This is a genomic window from Enterobacter sp. HMSC16D10 (assembly GCF_001807145.1).
GTDB lineage: Bacteria > Pseudomonadota > Gammaproteobacteria > Enterobacterales > Enterobacteriaceae > Enterobacter > Enterobacter roggenkampii.
Map to the genome: position 1 here is coordinate 1 of NZ_KV787892.1, position 18,565 is coordinate 18,565.

Genomic DNA, 18,565 nt, shown 5'->3' on the forward strand with positions numbered 1-18,565 from the left:
TACAAAACCGTAGGCCCGTGCAAGCGCAGCGCCGACGGGCAAAATCAGCCGCGCAGAACCTTCAGGCAGCGTTTCAACTGCTCATCCAGCGGCGCTTCAATACGGATGACTTCACCGGTATTTGGGTGGGTAAACTTCAGCGCTGCCGCATGCAGGAACAGACGCGATAGCCCCGTTCCCGCCAGCTGCTTATCAAACTCGCGGTCGCCATAGCGGTCATCAAACGCGATGGGGTGCCCTGCAAACTGCGTATGTACGCGGATCTGGTGGGTACGACCGGTCACCGGACTGCAGCGCACCAGCGTGGCAAACTCATAGCGCTCTTCAACCTTAAAGCGCGTCTCAGACGGTTTCCCTTCCTGGCTGACGCGGACAATACGCTCGCCGCTTTGCAGAATGTTCTTCAGCAGCGGCGCCTGCACCACTTTTACATGGGACTGCCACTGGCCGCGCACCAGCGCCAGGTAGTCTTTCTGCATCCCTTTTTCACGCAGCTGTTCATGCAGGGAACGCAGCGCAGAACGTTTTTTCGCTACCAGCAGCACGCCAGAGGTGTCACGGTCAAGACGGTGCACCAGTTCAAGGAAACGCGCTTCCGGGCGCAGCGCGCGGAGCCCTTCAATCACACCGAAGCTCAGGCCGCTACCGCCATGAACTGCCGTTCCTGACGGTTTATTCAGCACCAGAATGTGGTCATCTTCGTAAAGGATGACATCGCTCAGGGCCGCCACTTTCTGTAGCTTCGGTGAAACGGTCTCTTCTTCACGCTCTGCCACGCGCACCGGCGGAATGCGCACTTCATCGCCCGCCTCGAGTTTGTACTCGGGCTTCACGCGTTTTTTGTTCACCCGCACTTCGCCCTTACGCAGGATGCGGTAAATCATGCTCTTTGGCACCCCTTTCAACTGGGTGCGCAAGAAGTTATCGATACGTTGCCCCGCTTCATCTTCGGCGATGGCAACCATTTTTACGGCTGGAGTCTCTGTTTTCATGGTTGGCGATTCTAAATATCGTCAGCCATTAGCGCCACTCATTTTTCTATGCTTATATTTACTTTTATCCGGCCTGCGCCCCGTTTCACGCAATCGATTTGGTGGTTATTAAACCAATCACCACCTTGAGGTGAAGAAACTGTGAGTAACCGGGTGATAATTGGTAAAAGTCATCTTGCTATAACCCGGTGAGCAGTGGAATAATGAGGTCGTTTTCCGCGTTAAATCCGGGTTTTGTAAGGATGTCGACGGAATGACCAATTTTGTCTGACCGATCATCCACGCAGCAATGGCGTAAGACGTATTGATCTTTCAGGCAGTTAGCGGGCTGCGGGTTGCAGTACTTCCCGGTATAAGGATTGTTCTCTGGAGAGTTCTACCCAGGCAATTCCCCTGATAATTGCGCTGTGTTTCCGTATGAAACACAGGCAACCGACACTCTGCGCCTCTTAAGCGAGCGACAACCGTGAGGTTGGCGACGTGAACAGACACGAGGCCATCGGTTCATACCCCGGAAAGCGTCACCTTGCCCGCAGCTTTGTCGTCAATGTAAGAATAACGAGTAAGTTACGATGAAAAGAATGTTAATCAACGCAACTCAGCAAGAAGAGTTGCGTGTCGCCCTTGTGGATGGGCAGCGCCTGTACGATCTGGATATCGAAAGTCCTGGACACGAACAGAAAAAAGCGAACATTTACAAAGGCAAAATCACCCGCATTGAACCAAGCCTTGAAGCTGCATTTGTCGATTACGGTGCTGAGCGTCATGGTTTCCTCCCTCTGAAAGAAATCGCCCGCGAATATTTCCCTGCAAACTACAACGCCCATGGCCGCCCAAACATCAAAGATGTTCTGCGTGAAGGTCAGGAAGTTATCGTTCAGATTGATAAAGAAGAGCGTGGCAACAAAGGTGCCGCACTGACAACCTTTATCAGCCTGGCGGGGAGCTATCTGGTGCTGATGCCTAACAACCCGCGTGCGGGTGGCATCTCGCGCCGTATCGAAGGTGATGACCGTACCGAGCTGAAAGAAGCGCTGGCAAGCCTTGAACTGCCTGACGGCATGGGGCTTATCGTGCGTACCGCAGGCGTCGGCAAATCCGCCGAAGCGCTGCAGTGGGACCTCAGCTTCCGTCTGAAGCACTGGGAAGCCATCCAGAAAGCAGCGGAAAGCCGCCCTGCTCCGTTCCTGATCCACCAGGAAAGCAACGTGATCGTGCGTGCCTTCCGTGACTACCTGCGTCAGGACATCGGTGAGATTCTGATCGATAACCCGAAAGTGCTTGAGCTGGCGCGCCAGCACATTGCCGCGCTGGGCCGTCCGGATTTCACCAGCAAAATTAAGCTGTACACCGGTGAAATCCCGCTGTTCAGCCACTATCAGATCGAATCCCAGATTGAGTCCGCCTTCCAGCGTGAAGTGCGTCTGCCATCCGGCGGTTCTATCGTTATCGATACCACTGAAGCGCTGACCGCTATCGACATAAACTCCGCGCGTGCAACCCGCGGCGGCGACATCGAAGAGACCGCCTTCAACACCAACCTTGAAGCCGCTGATGAAATCGCCCGCCAGCTCCGCCTGCGCGACCTGGGTGGTCTGATTGTTATCGACTTCATCGACATGACCCCTGTTCGTCACCAGCGTGCGGTAGAAAACCGTCTGCGCGAAGCGGTGCGTCAGGATCGTGCGCGTATTCAGATTAGCCATATCTCACGCTTTGGCCTGCTGGAGATGTCCCGTCAGCGTCTGAGCCCATCGCTGGGTGAGTCCAGCCATCACGTCTGCCCACGCTGCTCCGGCACCGGTACCGTGCGTGATAACGAATCGCTGTCCCTCTCTATCCTGCGTCTGATTGAAGAAGAAGCGCTGAAAGAGAATACCAAAGAGGTTCACGCGATTGTGCCTGTGCCAATTGCGTCCTACCTGTTGAACGAAAAACGTGCTGCGGTCAGTGCCATTGAAGCACGTCAGGGTGGTGTTCGCTGCATCATCGTGCCAAACGATCAGATGGAAACCCCGCACTACCACGTGCTGCGTGTCCGTAAAGGCGAAGAGACGTCAACGCTCAGCTACCTGCTGCCGAAGCTGCACGAAGAAGAGATGGCCCTGCCATCTGATGACGAGCCAGCAGAGCGTAAGCTGCCAGAGCAGCCTGCGTTAGCGACCTTCATCATGCCAGAAGCCCCACCGGAAGCCGCCCTGGAAAAACCAGCGGCCAAACCTGCGGCGCAGAAACCAGAAGCGACGGCCGCGAAAGCCCAGCCTGCGCAGCCGGGTCTGCTGAGCCGCTTCTTCGGCACGCTGAAGAAGATGTTTGCCGGTGAGGAAGTTCAGCCAGAGCAGCCGAAAGAAGAGCCAAAAGCGGCCAAGCCTGAACGTCAGCAGGACCGCCGTAAGCGTCAGAACAACCGCCGCGACCGTAATGACCGTAGCGATCGTAATGAGCGCAACGAGCGTCGTGACAACCGTGACAACCGCTCTGACAATAACGAAGGCCGTGAGCAACGCGAAGACAACCGTCGCAACCGTCGCGAGAAACAGCAGCAGAATGTTGAAGATCGTGAAATTCGCCAGCAGGCGGGCGATGAGTCTGAGAAGAGCAAACAGCGTGACGACCAGCAGCCGCGCCGTGAACGCAACCGTCGTCGTAACGACGAGAAGCGTCAGGCACAGCAGGAAGTCAAAAACCTGAACCGCGAAGAGCCTGTTGAGCAGCAGGACGGCGAGCAGGAAGAACGTACTCAGGTCATGCCGCGCCGTAAGCAGCGCCAGCTTGCTCAGAAAGTCCGCTTCGCCTCTGAAGCAACCGAAGAGACAGCAAACGTTGCGGTTGAAACTCGCGAGAGCGCAACCGGTACGCAGCTGGCAAAAGTTGACCTGCCAGCGGTCATTGATAACAACATTGAGCAGGATGAAAACGGTGAAAACCGTGATAACGCCGGTATGCCGCGCCGTTCACGTCGTTCCCCACGTCATCTGCGCGTCAGCGGTCAGCGCCGTCGTCGCTATCGTGACGAGCGGTACCCGACTCAGTCTCCAATGCCGCTGACCGTTGCCTGTGCTTCACCAGAAATGGCTTCCGGCAAAGTCTGGATCCGCTACCCTGTTGCTCGCCCGGAGCAGGTTGTTGAAGAACAGCCGGTAACGGAAGAGGTCATTGCACCTGTAGCAGCGGTAGAAGAGGTCGTGACTGAAACGGCAACCGTGGTTGAACCTCAGGTTGTTGAAACTGAAGCACCTCAGGCCGCGGACGTCGAAACCACGCATCCCGAAGTGATTGCCGCGCCGGTTGATGCCGCACCGCAGCTTATTGCTGAAGAAGATGTCGTGGTGGCTGAGGAAATCGCTGAAGAGGCTGAACCTGTAGCCGCCGTGGAAGACACCGCTGAAACCCTCGTCGAAACCACCGCTGAAGAGGTCGTTCAGGACGTTGAGATTCAGGTTGAACCGGTTGTTGAAGAACCGAAAGTGCCCGACGTGAAGCCTGAGCCGGTTGTTTCTGCGCCAGCCGCTGCCCACGTGGCAACAGCACCTATGACGCGCGCTCCGGCGCCGGATTACGTGCCTGAAGCGCCGCGTCACAGCGACTGGGTTCGCCCGGCCTTCAGCTTCGAAGGTAAAGGCGCAGCCGGTGGTCACAGTGCAACGCATCAGGCGACTGCACCGGCAACGCGTCCACAGTCTGTCGAATAACGACAAACGACACTGAAGTAAAAAGCCGACCCTTGGGTCGGCTTTTTTATGGCTGCTGAACAGGCTTTCTCATCCCGGTCACCTCCGGCATGACCTGCCGCATCAACTCCAGAAATCGCCGCAAGCGTGCCGGATAATAACGGGACCAGGGATAGACCAGATGTACCGGTAGCGCCGCGGGCTGCCACTCGGGCAGCAAATGCACCAGCCGCCCTTCCCGAATATCGTCCTGTACCGTCCAGCTGGATACCACGGCCACGCCAAGGCCGGTAAGTGCCGTATTGCGTGCGACATACAGGCTGTCGGTGCTGAGCCGTGGCGTAATCGCAATCCGCGCGGTGGCGGACGAGGCATCGTGAAAAAGCTCCACGTGGCGCTGGTAGAAAGAGCTGATGGCTATCCAGGGAAACTGCTGCAAATCCTCCGGCGTATTCACCGCCGGGAAGCGGGCCAGCAGTGCCGGAGAAGCCACCACCGAGCGCGGCACCTCCGCCAGCAGTACGGATACGGTTGCCGGATCGACCTCCACGCCTACCCGAATAGCACAGTCAAGGTTGTCGCCGAGGAAATCCGCCGACCGATCGTTGAGCATCCACTCAATCGAAAGCTGCGGATAGCGTTGCAAAAATTCGGTTACGGGTTTCAGAAGCTGATCCTGACCAAATGCGTGCGGTGCCCGCACCCGCAGCACGCCTACCGGCTCATCTTCCGTCTGCCCCACCTCATCCTCCAGCGCCAGCCAGCTGTCAATCACCCGACGGGCGTGCTGATAGCAGCGCTCGCCGTCATCCGTTAGCCGCGTCGTGTGGGTGGTGCGCAGCATCAGGCGCACGCCCAGCATGGTTTCAAGCGACTGCAACCGTCGGCTTACCGTGGCCTGGGTTGTTGCCAGCTGTCGCGCCGCCGCTGAGAGCGAACCCGCCTCGACAATGCGGACAAACGTCCGCATTAGCTCTACCCTGTCTATACGCTCAACTCTTTTCATCGCATTTTCATTTATACGTTCAACGTATAAGCGTTTTACCACCGGGCCCGCTACCGTCGCAAGGCGTACTGATAAAAAATAGCCGCACACGATGAATGAGGAACAACTTATGAACACAACAACGACTTCCCATGCTGTAAGCCGCTGGGTGATCTTTATGCTGGCTCTGGGGGCTGGCTTCAGCGTGGCATCAATCTATTACGCGCAGCCCCTGTTGCCGCTGATGGGTGCCGACCTGCATTTGAGTATTGAAGGTATGGGCCTGGTGCCAACATTAACGCAGGCAGGCTACGCGCTTGGCATCCTGTTCCTGCTTCCTCTGGGCGATCGCCACGACCGCAGGACATTAATTTTGATCAAAAGCGCGGCGCTGGCGCTGTTTCTTCTCGGCTGTAGCCTGACCGGGCAGATCCATTCCCTGCTGCTGGCAAGCCTGCTTATCGGCATGGCCGCCACCATGGCGCAGGATATTGTTCCTGCCGCGGCCATCCTTGCGCCGGAAGGAAAACAGGGAAAAACCGTGGGCACGGTAATGACCGGGCTGCTACTGGGTATCTTATTATCAAGAACCGTGAGCGGCGTGGTGGGCGAAGCGTTTGGCTGGCGCGTCATGTACCAGCTGGCAGCGGCGAGCATTGCGTTCATCGGGGTGATGATGTGGTTTGTACTTCCCCGTTTTGCCATTCACTCCACGCTGAGCTACCCCGCGCTGATGCGCTCGATGGAACACCTGTGGCGTCGCTACCCGGCGCTGCGCCGCGCGGCGCTGGCTCAGGGTTTCCTGTCGATTGCCTTTAGCGCCTTCTGGTCAACGCTTGCGGTCATGCTGCTGGAACGCTATCACCTGGGTAGTGCCGTCGCAGGTGGTTTTGGTATTGCCGGTGCCGCGGGTGCGTTAGCTGCCCCACTGGCGGGGGGTCTGGCGGACAAACTGGGGGCAGGAAAAGTCACGCAGCTTGGTGCCGTTCTTGTGACCGTCTCTTTCGCCCTGATGTTCCTGATGCCCGCGCTGGGCGTTCATGGGCAGCTGATGCTGATCGCCATCTCTGCCGTCGGGTTCGACCTGGGCCTGCAGTCCAGCCTGGTCGCCCATCAGAACCTGGTGTACAGCCTTGAACCGCAGGCGCGTGGTCGTCTCAACGCCCTGCTCTTTACGGTCGTCTTTATCGGGATGGCCCTGGGGTCCGCGTTAGGCAGCAATATCTACTCGCTGGCTGGCTGGACGGGTGTGGTCGCACTGGCCACCGTCTGTGGCGTCATTGCGCTGGTCATCCGTCTGATAGAAAGCGCGCGTGTCGCCTCAGTAACGGCAGAAGTCGCATAAAAAAAATGCCCAATCCAGACGGATTGGGCAGCAAAACATGCCCAGTTTCAAGACATGTTCTAAGAGGTCAAGATGTTATTTGTTCAGCTGGAACAGAGACATGCCCTGCATATCGCTAAACGCTTTATAAGACGCCTGCAATGCCGCCTGCTGCATGGTGTAAGAGGAAATTGCCGCATTCCAGTCAACGTCCACAAGGTCACTCATTTGCGAAGTCTGTGCGAGTGACCGGTCGTTACTCAGTGTGTTCAGTTTATCCAGTTCGTTAAGTTTGGTACCCAAATCGGCCCGTACAGTTAATACATTATCAAGCGAGTTACGCAACCCCCGGTTCGCAGCATCAATGGCTGCATTTTCCTGATCGACCTTCGCTTGATCGTCACCGACCGGTGTGTTCAACGAGGTGATAGCATTATCCAGTATCTTGAATAAATTCTTTTCAGGTGTTCCACCACCCGGCTCCGGTGTTGCATTGCTGGTAAACGTGGCGAAAACCTCTGTGCCAGTGTGGCTGATTTGCATATTTCGTGCAGAATCCACCTGTTGGTTAACTGGGGTAGTACCACCGATATAATTGCCGCTGGTTTGGTCAAAAGCGACATTCTCCGTCTTATACCCTGCGAAGATATATCGTCCATTACCGTCAGTGCTGTTGGCGAGGTTCATAAGCTGATCGCGTATGCCTTGCAGGTCTGTCGCCAGAGATGCCCGATCGCTGTCACTTAATGTCCCATTCCTCGCATAAACGACCTTTTCCTGAGCGCTCTGAATGGCCGTTGTAACCTGTGAAAGGACACTCTCCTCAAGCGATACTTTCTGCGTTGCAAAGGTACGCGCAAGATCGAATTGGCTATTCTGCGCCTGAGCCTGTGATAGAACAATCGCCTGCGACGCCGCGATAGGATCGTCCGACGGACGATTAACGCGCTTACCGGTGGACATTTGTTCCCCGTAATTTAGCCATTTGCTTTGGGAATCGGTGATCCCCCGCATGTTCTGGTCGTACATCATTTGGGTGCTAATACGCATTGTTCACCTCAACCTTAGCGAATATTGATAATTGCGTCGAAGAGCGTACTAGCAGTTTGTAACACCTGCGCGTTGGCAAGGTAATACTGCTGATAACGCTGCAAATTGCCATACTCTTCGTCGAGGTTTACCCCTGAGATGGACTGCTGTTGTTTGGTTAACTGTGTTTCCACATTCGCTTTCGTCTGGCTGCTCACCTTCAGTGACGCCGTTGAGCTACCGACTGTACTGACGAGAGAGGCATACGCATCGTTAAAGGTTTTATTCCCACCCACAACTTTCGCGTTTTGAAGATCAAGCAGTTTCTGGCCATTACGGTTATCACTTTCGCCGCCGTTCTGCACTGACGCCATCGCCAGTTTGGACTCGTCGCTGATCGCCAGATCCATGTTCATGATGACGTCGGAAACTGGCTTCACGGTAAAGCTGTCTTTGGTATTTGCCGTGCCGCTCACGTTGACGTTAAGACCATCAAACGACAGGTTGCCGCTGGCATCCGGGCTCATCGTAAAGCTGGTTTTGTCTGATGTACGGGTGATCGTCCAGTCAGTGCCGTTGAACTGCAGCTTATAGTCTGTCGCCTGGACCTGCTTGCTGTCCGTCACAGAGGCCGTAACAACCGCCGATCCGCCGTTCTTGCTGTTGGACAGCACCGCCGGAGAACCAAAGTTGAACAGCTTACCGCCCGCATCACCGTTAGCGTCAAAGCCAGCCTCATGCTGCGTGTTCATCGAATCGGCAAAGGCCAGCGCCATCTGGTTCAGGGTGTTACGAGCTTTATCCAGATCTTCCGTGCGGAAGGTCAGTAAACCGCCCAAAGAACCGGTGGTGATCATCTTTTCCGGGATCTCTACGTTCCCGGCCACATCATCGACATAGGCCACGGTGGTACGAGCCGGATCGGCACTCGACTTCACGGCAGCCAGCTGGTTAGCTTTGCTGCCCTGCACCAGGCTGTAACCGTTGCCGAAAGAGATGTTATACGTGCCGCTATCCTGCACAGACACTTCCACGCCGACGATTTTGTTCAGCTCGTTGACGAGCTGATCGCGCTGGTCAAGCAGATCGTTAGGCGATGCGCCCGCACCGACGCCGGTCAGACGGGAAATCTGATCGTTCAGATTGGCAATCTGTTTGGCGTAGTTGTTGATCTGCGACACGCTGGTTGAAATCGCGGTATTCACCTGCGTATCCTGGTCACGAAGATACTGATCGTTGGTTTTGAACTGATTGACCAGACCGCCCGCTTTACCCAGCACCGTCTGACGCGCCGCCGGATCTTCCGCGTTGCTCACCAGGGTTTGCAGGCTTTTGAAGAAGTCCTGCAGCGTGGTGGAGAGCGAGTTGGTGGTATCGGAGAGCACATCGTCGATTTTTGACATCTGCTGATAGCGCGTCGTCAGGCCGCTGCTCTGCGTCTGCGCGGCGCGCAGCTGATTGGTGATGAAGGCGTCATACTCACGCTGGACACCGGAGACATACACCCCGTTACCCACCCAGCCACCGCCGGTCAGCGTGCTGTTAGATGCGCCCAGCACCGTGGTCTGGCGGGTATAGCCTGCCACGTTATAGCTTGAAATATTATTACTGACGGTATTGAGTGCCGACTGCGCAGCACTGAGGCCACTCATGGCGCTGTTAATCAAACTGGACATGGGGGTTCCTTTTATACGTTCAGACACGAGTCCTGATGAAGGTTATCGGCAACCTCCACCGGGACTTGAGAACTTTCAGAACAGATTTTCAATATCTGTGCTATAGGCTTTGCTGACCTTCTCGCCCATGGATTTCAGCTGCTGGATCATGCTGGTGAGCTTGCGCGCATAGTTCGGGTCGGTCGCGTAGCCCGCGTTTTGCAGCGCCTGAGCGCCCTGCTCCGCCGTCGCCGCCTGCGTCACGGCGGTATAGCGCGGATTTCGGCTCAGCAGGCCAACATAATCGGACAACGCTTCCAGATACGAGCTGTAGACGCGGAATTTGGCTTTGACCTTCACCGCCGCACCGTTCTCGTATTCGGTGGTTGTGATCTCCGTAGTTGGCCCCTTCCAGCTGGAGGTGGCTTTCACGCCGAAGATGTTGAAGCTCGGTTCGCCGTTTTCCTTGCGGATCTGGCGCTGACCCCAGCCCGACTCCAGCGCGGCCTGCGCCAGAATCAGGTGATGCGGCACGCCGCTCTGTTCGCTGGCAAGGCGCGCAGGCAGAGAAAGCTGCGCCAGGAAGTCTTTGCTGTCACCGGAGAGCGGCTCATCGCCGCTGCCCGTGGCTTTCGGCATGGCTTTACGCACCATTTGCGTCAGAGCCTGGTTCTGATAGCTGGTCACCGTTTCCAGGTCGAATTTCATCGGTACCTGCTGCGGCTGATCCTGAGGCTGAATGCCCTGCGCCGCTTCGGTCTGCTTGACAATCATGTCAGCCAGACCGAGGCCTTTCCCGGCGGTCATCTGCTGCGCAATCTGCTGGTCATACATGCTGGTGTAGAGACGCGTTGAATCACTGCTGAACATCCCGTCTTTCGGCAGGGTTTCGCGCATGCTCTTCAGCATCATCTGTACAAACATTCCTTCCACCTGGCGGGCGACCGGGCGGATATTCGCCGCCGGGTCTTTGCCTGCTTTGGTTTTCAGTTCGTTGAGCGACTGGGCGTCCCAGGCGGCACTGGTCAACAGTTTGCTATCGGTCAGCATTAAATGATTTCCAGTTTGGCGCGCAGGCAGCCCGCGCTTTGCATCGATTGCAGGATGGACATCAGATCCATCGGCGTTGCCCCCAGGGCGTTCAGGGCGCGCACCACGCTGTTCAGGTTGGCGCTTGATCGCACGCTCTGTAAAGACCCACCGCTCTGACGTAAATCAATCTGCGTTTGCGGGGTTACCACCGTCTGACCACCGCCAAACGGCGTGTCCGGCTGGCTCACGTTCGCGGAGCGGTTTACCGTCACCGACAGGTTCCCCTGCGCCACGGCACAGCTGTCGAGCGACACTTCCCGGTTCATCACCACCGAGCCAGTTCGGGAGTTGATGATCACCTTCGCATCCTGGACCGGAACGTTCACTTCCATATTCTGGATATCGGCCAGCATGCGCACCTGATTGCTGCTGCCGGTAGAGGTACGGATCTGCACGGTGCGCGCATCGAGTGCCGTGGCATTACCGTAGCCGCGGCTGCGGTTGATGGTATCGGCAATCTGCTGCGCCATCGTGAAGTCTTCATTATTGAGCTGCAGGTTGATGGTGTTGCCCGCGCCAAACTGGGTCGGCAGTTCACGCTCAATGATCGCCCCGTTGGTAATCCGTCCGCCGTTGAGCTGGTTCACCTGCACGCTGCTTCCGCCTGCGGATGCACCCGCACCGCCGACCAGAATGTTCCCCTGCGCCAGCGCATAAACCTGGCTGTCGACGCCTTTCAGCGGGGTCATCAGCAGCGTACCGCCGCGCAGGCTTTTGGCGTTACCCATTGAGGAGACCACCACGTCAATGGTCTGTCCCTGACGCGCAAACGCCGGGTAGGACGCGGTGACCATTACTGCCGCCACGTTTTTCAGCTGCATGTTAGTTCCCGCCGGCACGGTAATGCCGAGCTGGGAAAGCATGTTGTTCAGACTTTGGGTGGTAAAGGGGGTCTGGGTCGTCTGGTCACCGGTACCGTCCAGCCCCACCACCAGGCCATAGCCAATCAGCGAGTTTTCACGCACGCCCTGAACGCTGGTGAGATCGCGAATACGGTCAGCCTGGGCAAAGGTAGCCACCAGCGCGAGCGCCACGGCGAAGATCGATTTAAACATGGGTCACCTCGCTTACATCGGCGATAAGTTAAGGAAGAAGCGCTGCAGCCAACCCATATTCTGCGCTTCATTAATGTAGCCGTTACCGACGTACTCAATGCGCGCATCCGCCACCTGGGTGGACGGAACGGTGTTGGTGCCGCTGATGGTGCGAGGGTTAACCACGCCCGAGAAGCGAATGAATTCAGTGCCCTGGTTGATGGCGATCTGTTTTTCACCCACCACGTGTAAGTTGCCGTTAACCAGTACCTGGTCAACCGTGACCGTCAGCGTGCCGCTGAAGGTGTTGCTGGCGTTCGCGCCACCTTTACCGTTAAAGGTGTTGCCACCAGAGGCATCGACATCAGCACGCGCGTTGCCGAACAGTCCCTGCAGGTAGCGCGGGACGGTATCGAAGCCAAAATTCGTTTTGCCATCGCGGCTGGCGTTCGCCGACGAGCTCTTGCTCGCGCTGACGTTTTCCTGCAGCACAATGGTCAATGTATCGCCGACGTTACGCGGGCGGCGATCTTCAAACAGCGGCTGATAGCCGTAATTAATCGGCTGCGCGGTCTGGAAAATGGAGCCGTTGACTACTGGCGCAGGGCCAGGAACGGGTTGCGCAGTCGTCGCACCCTGGACCAAAGGTTTAGACGGGATCCAGGCACACCCGCTGAGGGTGACGGCCAGAACAGTCAGAATCGGATAACGAAACGCCGCGTTTTTTTGCATTGCCTTCATCTTCGAAAACAGGGAGCCGGCGCGGCGTTTACCGCACCGGGCTACACCTTAGAGTTGCGTCAGTTTCTGCAGCATCTGGTCGGTCGTCGACACTGCTTTACTGTTAATTTCATACGCGCGCTGAACCTGGATCATATTCACCAGCTCTTCCGCCACGTTCACGTTGGAGGTTTCAACATAGCCCTGATACAGCAGGCCCGCGCCGTTCAGGCCCGGGGTGCTCTCATTTGGCGTCCCGGAGGATTGCGTCTCGGTGTAGAGGTTCTCACCAATGCTTTCCAGACCGGTATCGTTCATGAAGGTGGTCAGGTTGAGCTGCCCAACCTGAACCGGCGCAGCCTGCCCCTGCTGGGTTACGCTGACCACACCGTCACGTCCGATGGTTATGCTCAGGGCGTTCGCCGGGATGGTAATCGCAGGCTGAACCTGGAAACCGCCCGCCGTCACCAGCTGGCCGTTCTGATCGACCTGGAACGAGCCGTCGCGGGTGTAGGCAGAAGTCCCGTCAGGCAGCTGCACCTGGAAGAAGCCCTGGCCTTTGATCGCCACGTCTTTGCTGTTGTTGGTCTGAGACAGGTTGCCCTGGCTGTGCAGACGCTCGGTCGCCACCGGACGAACACCGGTACCGATCTGCAGGCCCGATGGCAGCGTCGTCTGTTCAGAAGACTGCGCGCCCGGCTGACGGATGGTTTGATAAAGCAAATCTTCGAAAACGGCGCGCTGACGCTTGAAACCATTGGTGCTCACGTTTGCCAGGTTGTTGGCAATCACGTCCATATTGGTTTGCTGGGCGTCCAGGCCAGTTTTCGCGATCCATAAAGAACTGATCATAAGGAATCCTGTTAACTCATAGCCAGAAGTTGGTTAGCCTTGCCCGCGTTTTCATCGACGCTGCTGATGATCTTCATCTGCATTTCAAAACGACGGGCGCTGGCGATCATGTCGGTCATGGCTTCGACCGGCTTGACGTTACTGCCTTCCAGAACACCGGACATCACGCGGATGCTCGGATCGGCCTGTAAGGTGGCACCCCGCGTCGCCTGCGCCGCCTGGGTCAGACGGAACATACCGTCGTCGCCACGCTGCACCTCTTTGCCTTCCGCCTTGACCAGCTTCAGACGACCGACGGGCGCAACGGTATTGGCCGGGTCGCCCGGGTTGAGCGCCGAAATGGTGCCGTCCGCAGCGATAGTCAGCTCAGAACCTTCCGGTACGGTCAGCGGACCCGCTTCCCCCATCACCGGATGCCCCTGAATCGTCAGCTGGCCCGTCGCGCTCACCTGGATGTTCCCGTTACGGGTATAGCCTTCGCTACCGTCCGCCGTTTGCACCGCCAGCCAGCCGTCCTGCTGCAGAGCTACGTCCAGCGGGCGTGAGGTGTAATCCATCTGCCCTGGCGTCATATCGGCACCAGGGGTTGATGCCGTCACCAGCGTACGGGTCGGCAGGGAAAGCCCTTCTACCGGCACCGCGCGCAGCGCATTAAGCTGCGCGCGAAAGCCCGGCGTTGAGGCGTTTGCCAGGTTGCTGGCGGTAACGGCCTGCTGATTGAGCGTCTGACTTGCCGCGCCCATCGCGGTATATATTGCGTGATCCATTGCGCTTTCCTGTTAGCCGCTTAACGCAGGTTAACCAGCGTGTTGAGGATCTGATCCTGGGTTTTGATGGTCTGCGCGTTCGACTGATAGTTACGCTGCGCGACGATCATGTTCACCAGCTCTTTACTCAGATCGACGTTAGAGGCTTCCAGCGCACCGTTGGTCAGCGTGCCGAAGTTACCGCTTCCGGCAGTACCCAGCAGCGCCACGCCGGAGGACTGGGTGGCAGACCAGACGTTGTCGCCTTCCGATTTCAGACCTTCGTTGTTGGCGAAGTTTGCCAGCACGATCTGGCCCAGAACCTGGGTCTGTTCATTGGAATAGTTACCGACCACAGTGCCGTCGTCATTGATTTGGTAGCTCACCAGGTCGCCTGGTTTAAAACCATTCTGGCTGGTCGCGACGATATTGTTCGCGCCGGTGTTCTGCTGCATGGAGTTAGCAAAACTCATGGCGAAGGTCGCTGGCGTCGCACCTGGGATGGTCGCGGTAGTGATGTTGATATTTCCACCACCGGTCAGCGTACCGTTATTATCGAAGGTCAGCGTGGTGGCGAGTGCCGCCGTGCTGCCTGCGACGCTACCGTCCTGGGCATACACTTTCCAGGAGTTAGCCGGGGTCGCATCTTTGACATAAAACAGGTTCATGTTGTGCGCATTACCCTGGCTATCAAAGACGGTCACCGTACCTTTTTTGTTGTACGTGTCCGGGTTAGCCGGATCAAAGGCGGTGGTCGGCGCGGTATCGGTGGAATTCAGGTTAATCTGCTGGGAAGCCGTGGTGGTGGACTTCGCGGCCATCAACGTGGTTGGGATATTAATGACCTGTGGGTTCGCCCCGGTCTGAACCGTTGATGGCGTCCCGGCAACCGGATAACCGGTTAACTGCATCCCCTGCATGTTCACCAGGTTACGGTTTTCGTCCAGCTTGAACTGGCCGTTACGGCTGTAGAACACAGAGCCGTTGGAGTCGACCATACGGAAGAAACCGTTCTGGCTGATGGCAACGTCCAGACCACGACCGGTGTTGGTGGTGGTGCCGTCGGTAAAGTCCTGCGTGATGCCCGCAACTTTCACGCCCAGGCCGACTTTGGAACCGGCAAACATGTCTGCAAAGGAAGCAGAACCGGATTTAAAACCATAGGTCGCGGAGTTGGCGATGTTGTTGCCAATGACGTCCAGGTTGGTGGCCGCAGCATTCAGGCCGCTGACCGCTTGAGAAAAGGCCATGACTTACTCCTGATAAGTGTTAAGGCTTAGATAATCTGCCGAACTTCGTCGAGTGTGGTGGAACCAGAGGTTCCCAAATCCAGTTTGTTGCCGTCGCTTCCTTTAATCACGCCCTGGACCAGCGCGAACTGCAGCGGCTGCGCCACCAGCTGGGTCGTCCCGTTGCTGGCGCTGATCGCGACTTTGTAAGCACCGTTTGGTGCTTTCGTGCCGTCGGTCAGGCTGCCATCCCACGTAAAGGTGTGAACGCCCGCCTTCAGCTCACCGATATCAATGGTGCGCACGACCGTGCCGTTGCTGTCGGTAATGGTTGCGGTAACTTTCTCCGCCGCCTGCTGCAGCTCAACGCCAAACGGCGTTGTGGTCGTGGTGGTGTTGCCTTCGGTAGTGCTGGTGCCTGCCAGAATCGTGGTTCCCGGGATCATCACCCCGTGGCCAATCAGGCTTGCCGCCTGCAGAGACTGGGCGCTATTAATCTGTCCAGAGACGGAACCAAGGGTGGTGTTGAGTTTCTCAATGCCGCTAACGGTGCTGATCTGCGCAAGCTGCGTGGTCAGTTCGTTGTTCTGCATCGGGTTAGTGGGGTCCTGGTTCTTAAGCTGCGCCACCAGCAGCGTCAGAAAGCTGCCCTGAAGATCGGCGGCGTTACTCCCCGTCAGGGAGTTAGAACCCGTCGTACTCTTTGTGTTGTTAACACCCGAGTTCGTCGGATCATTCACATTTACGGCGATGGACATGCATGTCTCCTTTACTGGCCGAGAGTGAGTGTTTTGAGCATCATGCTCTTCACGGTATTAAGCACTTCGACGTTGGCCTGGTAGCTACGGGAAGCCGACATGGAGTTCACCATCTCACCCACCACATCCACGTTTGGCATCTTCACGTATCCGCTGGCATCCGCCAGTGGGTTACCCGGCTCATACACCAGTCTGTCCGGGGCCTGGCTCTCCACCACATCCGAGACCTTCACGCCGCCCGTCGCCGCGCCTGGCGCAGCATCGACCTGAAAGACAACCTGTTTGGCACGATAAGGCTGGCCGTCGGGTCCGGTGACGCTGTCGGCGTTCGCGAGGTTACTGGCGGCCACGTTCAGGCGCTTGGACTGTGCGGTTAACGCCGAACCGGCGATATCAAAAATATTCAGCAAGGCCATCTATCAATTCCCCCCCTGCAGGACGTTCATCATGCCTTTGATTTGTCCGCCGAGTATGGTCAGGCCCGTCTGGTATTTCAGGCTGTTGTCGGCAAACTGGGTACGCTCCCGGTCCATATCCACGGTGTTACCGTCGAGTGAGGGCTGATCGGGAATGCGATAAAGTAAATCGGTCGCTGGCGCGGTCATCGCCTGAGCAGGAATATGGCGAGAGGATGTCATGGCAAGTGCAACACCCGTTCCTTCGGCACGTCCACGCTCCATCACCTTTTTGAGTTCACTGGAAAAATCAATATCGCGCGCCTGATACCCCGGGGTATCGGCGTTAGCGATATTGGCGGCTAAAATCTCCTGCCGCTGGGCGCGTAAGTTGAGCGCTTCCTGCTGAAAACGTAACGCGGCGTCGAGTTTATCGAGCATGTCTCCTCCGCTGATGGCAAAATTTCAGTTCACAGCTTAAATCTCACCCGGTCTCCCCTATCGACGGAATAAGCGCAAAATGCGTCGCTATTTATTCCGTTGATGCAAAACCACTGCAGGTAGAATTCGTTCAACTCTGGAAACGGTGGAACTTGCGATGCAAACGTTAAAACGTGGTCTGGTGGCGGCTCTCTTGCTGTTAAGCCCTCTGGCGCAGGCTGAAGGGATACAGGATCGGCTAACGGCTTTTTTTGCTGAAAAACTGGCAGGCTTTAGCGATGACGTGACCGTTACCGTGCGCACGCCACCGAATCTGTACCCGACGTGCGACCAGCCGTCCTTCAGCGTGGTAGGGTTCACAAAGCTCTGGGGGAATGTGAACGTGCTGGCACGCTGCGCCAACGAAAAACGCTATTTACAGGTTGCCGTTCAGGCGACGGGCAATTATGTTGTCGCCGCCGTGCCCATTGCGCGCGGCAGCGTACTGCAGACAAACAGCGTGACCTTGAAGCGCGGCCGTCTGGATCAGCTGCCGCCACGCACCATGCTGGATATTAACCAGGCACAGGACGCCGTCAGCCTGCGCGACGTCGCGCCAGGCCAGCCGATACAGATCTCCATGCTGCGTCAGGCATGGCGGGTAAAAGCAGGCCAACAGGTGATGGTGGTGGCCAACGGAGATGGCTTTAGCATCAACAGTGAAGGGAAAGCGTTGAACAATGCCGCGGTGGCGCAAAACGCCCGCGTCAGAATGTCTTCAGGCCAGGTGGTGAGCGGAACCGTCGATGCTGATGGGAAAATTCTGATTAACCTATAATCTTTTTAAAGATTTCGCGGCGCGTGCCGATAAATATTCCACTAATGATGATGTCAGGCGCAAACGCCGCGAACCCTCGATGAGGACAACACTATGAGCATTGATCGTACATCAGCCCTGAAGCCGGTAAGCGCTGTACAACCTCGCGAAACGAATGACGCAACGGCGCAGAAAACGCGTCTGGAAAAACCGTCAACGTCCAACAGCACCAGCGTGACCCTGAGCGACGCGCAGGCAAAACTGATGCAGCCGGGCAGCAACGATATCAATATGGAACGTGTTGAAGCGCTGAAAACGGCTATTCGTAACGGTGAGCTGAAAATGGATACCAGCAAGATCGCTGACGCCCTGATTCAGGAAGCACAGAGTTTCTTACAGAGTAACTAACCGTATGAGTCGACTGTCAGAAATACTGGATCAAATGACGGTTGTCCTGAACGACCTGAAAACGGTAATGGACGCTGAACAGCAGCATCTCTCTTCCGGTCACATCAACGGCAGCGCGCTGCAGCGTATTACTGAAGACAAAAGTTCGCTTCTGGCAACGCTGGATTATCTGGAGCAGCAGCGACGCGCTGAGCAAGATCCTAAGCGCAGCGCCAATGACGATATTATTGAGCGCTGGCAGACCATTACCGAAAAAACTCAGCACCTGCGCGATCTTAACCAGCATAACGGCTGGCTACTGGAAGGGCAGATTGAGCGTAATCAGCAGGCGCTTGAGGTGTTGAAACCGCATAAAGAAACCGGTCTGTACGGTGCGGATGGTCAGACGGCGACGGCGCGTATTGCAGGTGTGAAAAAGATTTCGATTTGACGCATAAG

The 18,565-nt window shown here is 56.7% G+C and carries 18 protein-coding genes; 5 read left to right on the forward strand and 13 right to left on the reverse strand.

The window, feature by feature from the left end; translation table 11 throughout:
* Window positions 1-44 precede the first annotated feature (44 nt).
* Window positions 45-992: a 23S rRNA pseudouridine(955/2504/2580) synthase RluC gene (rluC, locus tag HMPREF3143_RS15105; protein WP_021240761.1), complete on the reverse strand. Its 948-nt coding sequence runs from the start codon at window positions 990-992 to the stop codon at window positions 45-47.
* Between the two features lie 572 nt (window positions 993-1,564).
* On the opposite strand from rluC, the gene rne reads away from it, so the two are divergent.
* The gene (gene rne, locus HMPREF3143_RS15110) at window positions 1,565-4,684 is read left to right on the forward strand and encodes a ribonuclease E (RefSeq protein WP_070533516.1); all 3,120 of its coding nucleotides are present in this window, start codon (window positions 1,565-1,567) and stop codon (window positions 4,682-4,684) included.
* Window positions 4,685-4,730: 46 nt separating this feature from the next.
* On the opposite strand, the gene HMPREF3143_RS15115 is transcribed toward rne, so the two are convergent.
* Window positions 4,731-5,669: a LysR family transcriptional regulator gene (locus HMPREF3143_RS15115; protein WP_070533518.1), complete on the reverse strand. Its 939-nt coding sequence runs from the start codon at window positions 5,667-5,669 to the stop codon at window positions 4,731-4,733.
* 109 nt (window positions 5,670-5,778) lie between these two features.
* Here HMPREF3143_RS15115 and HMPREF3143_RS15120 point away from each other — a divergent pair, with 109 nt between their 5' ends.
* Window positions 5,779-6,993 (forward strand): MFS transporter, encoded by a 1,215-nt coding sequence (locus HMPREF3143_RS15120; RefSeq protein ID WP_070533520.1) that lies wholly within the window; start codon window positions 5,779-5,781, stop codon window positions 6,991-6,993.
* A 75-nt stretch (window positions 6,994-7,068) separates the two neighbouring features.
* Here HMPREF3143_RS15120 and flgL read toward each other — a convergent pair whose 3' ends face one another.
* The 11 genes from flgL to flgB all read right to left on the reverse strand — a co-directional run bounded on the left by flgL (window position 7,069) and on the right by flgB (window position 16,923).
* On the reverse strand, window positions 7,069-8,022 hold the full coding sequence (flgL, locus tag HMPREF3143_RS15125) for a flagellar hook-associated protein FlgL (RefSeq protein ID WP_021240765.1): 954 nt from the start codon (window positions 8,020-8,022) through the stop codon (window positions 7,069-7,071).
* A gap of 14 nt (window positions 8,023-8,036) precedes the next feature.
* Window positions 8,037-9,677, reverse strand: a complete 1,641-nt coding sequence (flgK, locus tag HMPREF3143_RS15130; RefSeq protein WP_070533523.1) for a flagellar hook-associated protein FlgK — start codon at window positions 9,675-9,677, stop codon at window positions 8,037-8,039.
* Window positions 9,678-9,752: 75 nt separating this feature from the next.
* Complete coding sequence (gene flgJ / locus HMPREF3143_RS15135; RefSeq protein WP_021240767.1) at window positions 9,753-10,706, reverse strand: flagellar assembly peptidoglycan hydrolase FlgJ; 954 nt, start codon at window positions 10,704-10,706, stop codon at window positions 9,753-9,755.
* Window positions 10,706-11,803, reverse strand: a complete 1,098-nt coding sequence (locus tag HMPREF3143_RS15140; protein ID WP_008500808.1) for a flagellar basal body P-ring protein FlgI — start codon at window positions 11,801-11,803, stop codon at window positions 10,706-10,708. The genes flgJ and HMPREF3143_RS15140 overlap by 1 nt, the downstream gene beginning before the upstream one ends.
* 12 nt (window positions 11,804-11,815) lie before the next feature.
* Window positions 11,816-12,514, reverse strand: coding sequence for a flagellar basal body L-ring protein FlgH (gene flgH, locus HMPREF3143_RS15145; RefSeq protein ID WP_008500809.1), 699 nt, complete (start codon window positions 12,512-12,514; stop codon window positions 11,816-11,818).
* A gap of 57 nt (window positions 12,515-12,571) precedes the next feature.
* Window positions 12,572-13,354 carry a flagellar basal-body rod protein FlgG gene (gene flgG / locus HMPREF3143_RS15150; protein WP_008500810.1) on the reverse strand — a complete coding sequence of 261 codons (783 nt, stop codon included), beginning with the start codon at window positions 13,352-13,354 and terminating at the stop codon, window positions 12,572-12,574.
* Window positions 13,355-13,365: 11 nt separating this feature from the next.
* Window positions 13,366-14,121, reverse strand: coding sequence for a flagellar basal body rod protein FlgF (locus tag HMPREF3143_RS15155; RefSeq protein ID WP_008500811.1), 756 nt, complete (start codon window positions 14,119-14,121; stop codon window positions 13,366-13,368).
* A 20-nt stretch (window positions 14,122-14,141) separates the two neighbouring features.
* Window positions 14,142-15,350 (reverse strand): flagellar hook protein FlgE, encoded by a 1,209-nt coding sequence (flgE, locus tag HMPREF3143_RS15160; protein WP_070533524.1) that lies wholly within the window; start codon window positions 15,348-15,350, stop codon window positions 14,142-14,144.
* A 26-nt stretch (window positions 15,351-15,376) separates the two neighbouring features.
* Window positions 15,377-16,087, reverse strand: a complete 711-nt coding sequence (gene flgD, locus HMPREF3143_RS15165) for a flagellar hook assembly protein FlgD (RefSeq protein ID WP_021240768.1) — start codon at window positions 16,085-16,087, stop codon at window positions 15,377-15,379.
* Between the two features lie 11 nt (window positions 16,088-16,098).
* On the reverse strand, window positions 16,099-16,503 hold the full coding sequence (gene flgC / locus HMPREF3143_RS15170) for a flagellar basal body rod protein FlgC (RefSeq protein WP_008500814.1): 405 nt from the start codon (window positions 16,501-16,503) through the stop codon (window positions 16,099-16,101).
* Between the two features lie 3 nt (window positions 16,504-16,506).
* Entirely contained in the window at window positions 16,507-16,923 is a 417-nt protein-coding gene (gene flgB, locus HMPREF3143_RS15175; RefSeq protein WP_070533526.1) for a flagellar basal body rod protein FlgB, read from the reverse strand.
* Between the two features lie 157 nt (window positions 16,924-17,080).
* On the opposite strand from flgB, the gene flgA reads away from it, so the two are divergent.
* The 3 genes from flgA (at window position 17,081) to flgN (ending at window position 18,557) form a co-directional block, all read left to right on the forward strand.
* A complete protein-coding gene (gene flgA, locus HMPREF3143_RS15180) occupies window positions 17,081-17,740 on the forward strand; it encodes a flagellar basal body P-ring formation chaperone FlgA (protein ID WP_044596817.1) in 660 nt (219 codons plus the stop codon).
* Window positions 17,741-17,833: 93 nt separating this feature from the next.
* Window positions 17,834-18,127, forward strand: coding sequence for a flagellar biosynthesis anti-sigma factor FlgM (gene flgM, locus HMPREF3143_RS15185; RefSeq protein ID WP_008500817.1), 294 nt, complete (start codon window positions 17,834-17,836; stop codon window positions 18,125-18,127).
* Window positions 18,128-18,131: 4 nt separating this feature from the next.
* The gene (flgN, locus tag HMPREF3143_RS15190; protein WP_008500818.1) at window positions 18,132-18,557 is read left to right on the forward strand and encodes a flagella biosynthesis chaperone FlgN; all 426 of its coding nucleotides are present in this window, start codon (window positions 18,132-18,134) and stop codon (window positions 18,555-18,557) included.
* Window positions 18,558-18,565: the final 8 nt, after the last annotated feature.